Raw genomic sequence first — 6,764 nt, 5'->3', positions numbered from 1 at the left:
CCTGGCCGCGCGCACACTGGCGCAACTGGCGGCCAGCGCGGTGACCTTCCTGCCGCAGACCCAGGTGCTGCTGGCGCAGGACCGGCAGCTGCTCACCGATGGCCCCGATGGCCCGCGCTGGCTGGGCTACGACGCGCTGGTGCTGGCCACCGGCGCGCGTGAATTGCTGTTGCCGTTCCCGGGCTGGACCCTGCCCGGTGTGACCGGTGCAGGTGGCGCGCAGGCGCTGGCCAAGCAGGGCTGGCCGCTGCGCGGGCGGCGCGTGCTGGTCGCCGGTAGCGGGCCGCTGCTGCTGGCCTCGGCGGCGACGCTGCATCGCCACGGCGCGCAGGTGTTGGGCATCGTCGAACAGGCGTCGTGGCGCGCGCTGGCCGCATTCGCCGCGCAGCTGCCGCTGCGCTGGCCGGACAAGGCGCTGCAGGCGTTGGCGCTGCGCACGCAACTGGCCGGGGTCGGCTACCACGCCGGCAGCGTGGTGCTGGCCGCGTATGGCGAGGGCCGCGTGCAGGAAGTGGAACTCGACGGCCCGCGCGGCCGCCGCCGTCTCGCCTGCGATCAACTGGCGGTGGGCTACGGCCTGGTGCCGAACGTGGAACTGGCGCAACTGCTGGGCTGCCGGCTGGGCCGCAGTGGCGCGCATCCGTGCGTGGCGGTGGATGCGCAACTGCGCACCAGCGTCGACGGCGTCTATGCCGCCGGTGAGGCGCTGGGCATCGGCGGGCGCGATTGCGCGCGCGTCGAAGGCGCGATCGCCGGCCACCTGGCCGCCGGCCAGGACGCCGCTGCGCAGGCGCTGCAGCCGCAGCGGCGACGTGCGCGCGCCTTCGCTGAACTGCTGCAGCGCCAGTTCGCGCTGGACCCGCGCATCCATGCGCTGGCCGCGCCGGACACGCTGGTGTGCCGCTGCGAAGACGTGCCGCTGTCCGCGCTGCAGGGCCATGCCGACCTGCGCGACGCCAAGCTGGCCTCGCGCTGCGGCATGGGCGCCTGCCAGGGCCGCATCTGCGGCAGTGCGCTGACCGAGCTTGGCCTGGCCACGCGCGCCGCCGATTTCTCCGACGACGGCCGCCGGCCGCCGCTGTTCCCGGCGCGGCTGGACGCGCTGGCCCATCCCTGTCCGGATCCCGGTCCGGACACCGCTTGCGCCGCGCCGTCGCGCGCGGCCTCCCTTCGCAACTCTCCACAAGGTGTACTTCCATGAGCAAGGCTTCCTTCTGGTACGGCGTGCTGCCGGCCATCACCACCCCGTTCAACGCCGACGGCAGCATCGACCACGCGTTCCTGGCCAAGCATGCGCAGCTCATGATCGACGCCGGCTGCACCGCGATCGTGCCGCTGGGCTCGCTGGGCGAGGCGGCCACGCTGAGCTTCGACGACAAGCTGGCGATCCTGAAGACCCTGGTGCAGGCGGTCGACGGCCGCATCCCGGTGGTGCCGGGCATCGCCGCGCTGTCCACCGACGAGGCCGTGCGCCTGGCGCAGGCGGCCAAGCAGGTCGGCTGCGGTGGCCTCATGGTGCTGCCGCCGTACGTGTATTCCACCGACTGGCGCGAAATGGGCGCGCACATGCGCGCGGTGATCGCCGCCACCGACCTGCCGGCGATCCTGTACAACAACCCGATCGCCTACAAGACCGATTTCAGCCCGGCGCAGATCGCCGAGCTGGCCGCCGAATTCCCGAACCTGCAGGCGGTCAAGGAATCCTCCGGCGACGTGCGCCGCTTCGCCGCGCTGGGCGAGCTGCTCGGCGACCGCCTGGTGCTGCTGGTGGGCATGGACGATGCGATCGTCGAAGGCCTGAGCATGGGCGCCAAGGGCTGGATCGCCGGCCTGGTCAACGCCTACCCGAAGGAGTCGGTGAAGCTGTTCGAGCTGGCCCGCGACGGCGGCTACCCGGCGGCCAAGGCGCTATACGACTGGTTCCTGCCGCTGCTGCGCCTGGACACCGTGCCCAAGTTCGTGCAGCTGATCAAGCTGGTGCAGGAGAAGGTCGGCCTGGGCAGCGAGCGCGTGCGCGCGCCGCGGCTGGTGCTGGAAGGCGCCGAGCGCGAGGCCGCGCTGAAGGTCATCGACCACGCCATCGCCACCCACCCCGGGCACTGAGATGAGCACGCAACCGCTGTTGCTGGCCGGCCATTGGCAGGCCTCGCTGGAAGAGCGCGGCAGTTTCCGCGCCGAGGATCCGCGCGACGGGAGCGAGTTCGGCCCGTCGTTCCCGATCAGCGGCGCCGCCGATCTGGAAGCGGCGCTGAGCGCGGCGGCGCTGAGCGCCGATGCGCTGGCCGCGGCCGCGCCGGAACGCATCGCCGGGTTCCTGGATGCGTACGCGGACGCGATCGACGCCGACGTCGAGCGTCTGGTGGCGCTAGCCCATGCCGAAACCGGCCTGCCGGTGGAGCCGCGCCTGGCCAAGGTGGAACTGCCGCGCGCCAGCGGGCAGTTGCGCCAGGCCGCGCAGGCGGCGCGCAGCCACAGCTGGGCGCAGCCGGTGATCGACACCGCGGCGGGCCTGCGCGCGCAGCTGGGGCCGCTGCACAAGCCGGTGCTGGTGTTCGGCCCGAACAATTTCCCGTTCGCGTTCAACGCGGTGGCCGGCAGCGATTTCGCCTCGGCCATCGTCGCGCGCAATCCGGTCATCGCCAAGGCGCATCCCTCGCATCCGGCCACCAGCCAGCGCCTGGCCCAGCTCGCGCACCAGGCGCTGCTGGCCAACGACCTGCCGGCGGCGACGGTGCAGTTGCTGTATCACTTCGACACCACGCTGGGCCTGGAGCTGGCCGGCGATCCGCGCCTGGGCGCGATCGGCTTCACCGGCAGCCGCGCCGGCGGGCTGGCGCTGAAGGCCGCCGCCGACCGCGCCGGCGTGCCGGCCTATGTCGAACTGTCCAGCGTCAATCCGGTGTTCCTGCTGCCGGGCGCGCTGGCCGAACGCGGCGCGGCGCTGGCGCAGGAGTTCTTCGCCTCCTGCACCATGGGCAGCGGCCAGTTCTGCACCAACCCGGGCATCGTGGTGGTGCCCGAGGGCGAGGCCGGCGATGCCTTCGTCGCCGCAGCCACCGCGCATTTCGCCGCGGCTGCGCCGGCGCTGCTGTTCTCGCGCGGCGTGCTGGAGCATCTGCAGCGCAGCGTGGGCACGCTGCGCGATGCCGGCGCCACGGTGCTGGCCGGTGGCGAGGCCGATGCCGGCCCCGGCTATCGGCATGCGCCGACCCTGCTGCAAGTGTCGGCCGAGGCGTTCCTGCAGCAGCCCGAGGCGCTGCAGACCGAGGCGTTCGGCCCGGTCAGCCTGATCGTGCGCGGTGGCGGGTTGGGGCAGTTGACCGCCCTGGCGCGCAGCTTCGAGGGCAATCTCACCGGCACGCTCTATCGCGCCGCCGATGGCAGCGACGACATGGCCTTCGCCGCGCTGGCCGCGGCGCTGCGTCCGCGGGTCGGCCGCCTGATCTGCAACAAGATGCCGACCGGCGTGGCGGTGAGCCCGGCGATGAACCATGGCGGCCCGTATCCGAGCACTGGCCATCCCGGCTTCACTGCGGTCGGCATGCCCGCGGCGATCCGCCGCTTCGCTGCGCTGCACAGCTACGACGGCGTGCCCGACGCGCTGCTGCCGCCGTTGCTGCGCGATCGCAATCCCGGCGGCGTGCAGCGCTTGATCGACGGCTGCTGGAGCACCGCCGACGTGGAGCCGCACGCATGAGCGAGCAGGCCCAGATCGGCGGGTTGACCCTGGAGCAGGCGCACGCGCAACTGGCGCCGTGGCCGCACCGCGCGCCGGCGATCCAGCAGCAGGAGTACCGGCAACGCCTGGCCACTGCGCGTGCGCTGATGCGTGCGCACGGTGCCGACGCGCTGCTGATCGGCGCCGGCGCCTCGTTGCGCTACTTCACCGGGGTGCCGTGGGGCGCCAGCGAGCGCCTGGTGGCGATGTTGCTCACCGCCGAAGGCGATCCGCTGCTGATCTGCCCGGCGTTCGAGGAAGGCTCGCTGGACGCGGTGCTGTCGGTGCCGGTACGCAAGCGCCTGTGGCAGGAGCACGAGGACCCGCACGCGCTGGTCGCCGAGGCCTTGCTGGAACTGGACGCGCAGAGCCTGGCGCTTGACCCGGGCGTGGCCTTTGCGGTGCACACCGGGCTGACGGCGGTGCTGGGGCGGATCGCGATCCGCGATGCGGCGGCCATCGTCGACGGTTGCCGCATGCGCAAGTCGCCGGCGGAACTGGCGCTGATGCAGCAGGCCTGCGACATGACTCTGCAGGTGCAGCGGCTGGCCGCCGGGCTGATCCACGAAGGCATCACCACCGCGGAACTGACCCGCTTCATCGACCAGGCGCACCGCGCGCTCGGCGCCGACAACGGCTCGACCTTCTGCATCGTGCAGTTCGGCCACGCCACCGCGTATCCGCACGGCATTCCCGGCGTGCAGGCGCTGCGCCCGGGCGAGCTGGTGCTGATCGATACCGGTTGCACGGTGCAGGGCTACCACTCCGACATCACCCGCACCTACATCTTCGGCGAGCCCAGCGAGAAGCAGCGACGCATCTGGCAACTGGAGCACGACGCGCAGGCGGCGGCCTTCGCCGCGGTGCGGCCGGGCGTGGCCTGCGCGGTGGTGGACGAGGCCGCGCGCAAGGTGCTGCAGCGTGCCGGGCTCGGCCCGGACTATCAGCTGCCGGGGCTGCCGCATCGCACCGGCCACGGTTGCGGCATGAGCATCCACGAGGCACCGTACCTGGTGCGCGGCAATGCGCTGGCGCTGGCCCCGGGCATGTGCTGCAGCAACGAGCCGATGATCGTGGTGCCGGGCGAGTTCGGCGTGCGCCTGGAGGATCATTTCTACGTCACCGAGGACGGCGCGCAGTGGTTCACGCCCCCGTCGCCGGCGATCGACCGGCCGTTCGCCTGATGCGCAGGGCGGCCGCCTGCCACGTTTGCGCGGCGGCCGCCGCGGTGTGTCACGGGCGCGTGCCGCCCTGCGGAGTTCCTCGATGAAGCACATCCGTCTGCCCGTCGTCGGCATGCTGGCACTGGCCCTGCTGAGTGCCTGTCAGCCGTCGGCGCCTTCCTCGCCGGCGGCAACGGCGCCGGCCAAGGCAAGCACCTCGCCATCGCAGGCCTTCGCCGCGCTGCTCGACGCGCAGTGGCAGTATCAGCTCGAACACCATCCGGAGTTCGCCAGCATCATCGGCGACAGCCGCTACAACGATCGCTGGAGCGACTATTCGCTCGCCGCGCTGGAGGCCGAACGCCAGGCCACCGCTGCGTTCCTGGCGCGCTTCGACGCGATCGATGCCAAGGCGCTGTCGGCGCAGGAGCAGTTGAGCCTGCAGATGATGCAGCGGCAGTTGCGCGACCGGCTGGAGGCGATCGCGCTGAAGAACGACGAGATGCCGCTGGAACCGGTCGGCGGCATCCAGGTGGCGTTGCCGGGCTACGCGCAGGCGTTCCCATTCGCCAGCGTTAAGGACTACGAGGATTACATCAAGCGCCTGCAGGCGATCCCGGCGCTGCTCGACCAGGTGGTGGCGCTGTCGCGCGCCGGCGCCAGGGACGGGCTGGTGCAGCCGAAGTACCTGCTCGAGCGCATTCCCGCGCAGGTGCGCGAGATCGCCGCGCCGGCCGGTGCCGACAGTCCGTTCGCGCTCCCGCTGCAGCAGTTCCCCGCGGCGGTGCCGGAGGCCGAGCGGCCGCGCCTGCGCGCGGCGATGATCGCGGCGATCGACCAGCAGGTGCGGCCGGCCTATCGCAAGCTGGCCGATTTCGTCGCCAACGAATATGCGCCGCAGGGCCGCACCCACGAAGGCCTGTGGTCGCTGCCCGATGGCGAGCGCCGCTACCGCTTTGCGATCCACACCCAGACCACCACCGATCAGTCGCCCGAGCAGATCCACCAGACCGGCCTGGCCGAGGTCGCGCGCATCGAGGGCGAGATGGGCGTCATCGCCAAGCAGCTCGGCTATGCCGATCTGGCTGCGCTACGCAAGGCGGTGGCCCATGATCGCAAGTTCTTCGCCACCTCGCCCGAGCAGATCCTGCAGCGCTACCGCGACGACATCGCGCAGATGCAGCCGAAGCTGCCGACGTTGTTCGGTACGCTGCCGAAGACGCCGCTGGAGGTCCGCGCGATGCCCGCGTTCCGCGCCACCGCGCCAGGTGCCGAGTACTGGCAGAGCGATGCGCAGGGCAGCAAGCCGGGGCTGGTGATGGTCAACACCAGCGATTACGCGCACCGCACCCTGGTCAACATCGAGGCCACCGCGTATCACGAGGGCGTGCCCGGCCATCACCTGCAGATCTCGCTGGCGCAGACCCTGCCGCTGCCACCGTTCCGCCAGCAGTCGAGCTACAACGCCTACGTGGAAGGTTGGGCGCTGTACGCCGAGCGGCTGGGCAAGGAAGTGGGCTTCTACCGCGATCCGTACAGCGACTACGGCCGCCTGGCCGGCGAGCTGCTGCGCGCGAACCGGCTGGTGCTGGATACCGGTGTGCACTACAAGCGCTGGACGCGGCAGCAGATGATCGACTTCTTCCACGCGCATCCGTCCGACGACGAGCCCAGCATCCAGGCCGAGACCGACCGCTACATCGTCTGGCCGGGCCAGGCGCTGGGCTACAAGCTCGGCGAACTGGACATCCTGGCGTTGCGCGAGAAGGCCAGGCGCGCGCTGGGCGAGCGCTTCGACATCCGCGCCTTCCACGATGCCATCCTCGGCGGCGGCGCGATGCCGCTGGACCTGCTGGACGCGCGCATCGACGCCTGGATCGTCC

General features: G+C 71.7%; 5 protein-coding genes. All 5 read left to right on the top strand.

Features of this window, described 5'->3' with window-relative positions; translation table 11 throughout:
• The coding region (locus tag D180_RS07190) for an FAD/NAD(P)-binding oxidoreductase (RefSeq protein WP_017912264.1) at positions 1 to 1,201 on the top strand (1,201 nt) is incomplete at its 5' end.
• Entirely contained in the window at positions 1,198 to 2,103 is a 906-nt protein-coding gene (locus D180_RS07185; RefSeq protein ID WP_017909351.1) for a dihydrodipicolinate synthase family protein, read from the top strand. The genes D180_RS07190 and D180_RS07185, both read left to right, overlap by 4 nt.
• Position 2,104: 1 nt before the next feature.
• Positions 2,105 to 3,697 carry an aldehyde dehydrogenase family protein gene (locus D180_RS07180; RefSeq protein WP_017912263.1) on the top strand — a complete coding sequence of 531 codons (1,593 nt, stop codon included), beginning with the start codon at positions 2,105 to 2,107 and terminating at the stop codon, positions 3,695 to 3,697.
• A complete protein-coding gene (locus D180_RS07175; protein ID WP_017912262.1) occupies positions 3,694 to 4,902 on the top strand; it encodes a Xaa-Pro peptidase family protein in 1,209 nt (402 codons plus the stop codon). The genes D180_RS07180 and D180_RS07175 overlap by 4 nt, the downstream gene beginning before the upstream one ends.
• 82 nt (positions 4,903 to 4,984) lie before the next feature.
• Positions 4,985 to 6,764: DUF885 family protein (locus D180_RS07170; RefSeq protein ID WP_017912261.1), on the top strand; the 1,780-nt coding region annotated here is incomplete at its 3' end.

Source organism: Xanthomonas sp. SHU 166 (assembly GCF_000364685.1).
Classification (GTDB): Bacteria; Pseudomonadota; Gammaproteobacteria; order Xanthomonadales; family Xanthomonadaceae; genus Xanthomonas_A; species Xanthomonas_A sontii.
This window is presented reverse-complemented; position numbering and strand designations above follow the sequence as displayed.